This is a genomic window from Halorubrum californiense DSM 19288, from assembly GCF_000336875.1.
Classification (GTDB): Archaea; Halobacteriota; Halobacteria; order Halobacteriales; family Haloferacaceae; genus Halorubrum; species Halorubrum californiense.
On sequence record NZ_AOJK01000046.1, the window covers coordinates 1 to 699 of the forward strand.

General features: G+C 52.6%; 2 pseudogenes. One reads left to right on the top strand and one right to left on the bottom strand.

Going from position 1 to position 699, the window contains the following annotated elements:
• A pseudogene (locus C463_RS09740) lies at positions 1-354 on the bottom strand (hypothetical protein); the annotation flags it as partial.
• 121 nt (positions 355-475) lie between these two features.
• On the opposite strand from C463_RS09740, the pseudogene C463_RS17690 reads away from it, so the two are divergent.
• A pseudogene (locus C463_RS17690) lies at positions 476-699 on the top strand (hypothetical protein); the annotation flags it as partial.

Sequence of the window (699 nt, forward strand, 5' to 3'; positions counted from 1 at the left end):
ATCGTAAAGCGCACGCGCGACGGGCAGCCCACGGAGATAGTTGTACTCGTAGAGGATCTCCACACCGTGTTCAGTCAGGCCGTAGAACTGACTGGGCAAATCGCGCGCCTCCCCATTTGGCGGGGGCCGATAACACTCGATGATATCGTTGTCACCGAGAACCTCCAGCTGATCCCGGATCGCAGCCTTGTTTTTCGGCATCATATACGCTAACTCATCGAGTGACGGGAGGTGCTCTGGATGGCCAAGAATGAACTGTAGAATCAAGTGCCGCGTCTCCTGAGACAGGAGGTCGTAGACCTGCCGCTGCTCCTCGAACGGACCGCCACCCTCCGCGGCAGACACATCACTCATAGTCTTACTTGAGAATACTTCGGCGACGCGAATAACACTTTGGGTCAACTAATGTGGTTAAACAGTAGAAAAAGCATTCTAGTTAGCAACCTATTTGTTCACTCACCAGAGAACACATAATATGACAGCCCTCGGCCCACCTCCAAATTCAGCAGAAATCATGGAGAGCGTAAACGATGCGCTCCAAGGGCTGGAATTAGATCCTCACGAAACATCAAAGATACTCGGATTCGCCAACCGAGAACTCCCACACCTCCACACACCCGAAGATTCGTACTTCATCCTCGGGAGCTACCGCGACCCATACATTCGTCGGCTTCGCATCGTCCAAAACGAACTCGACAA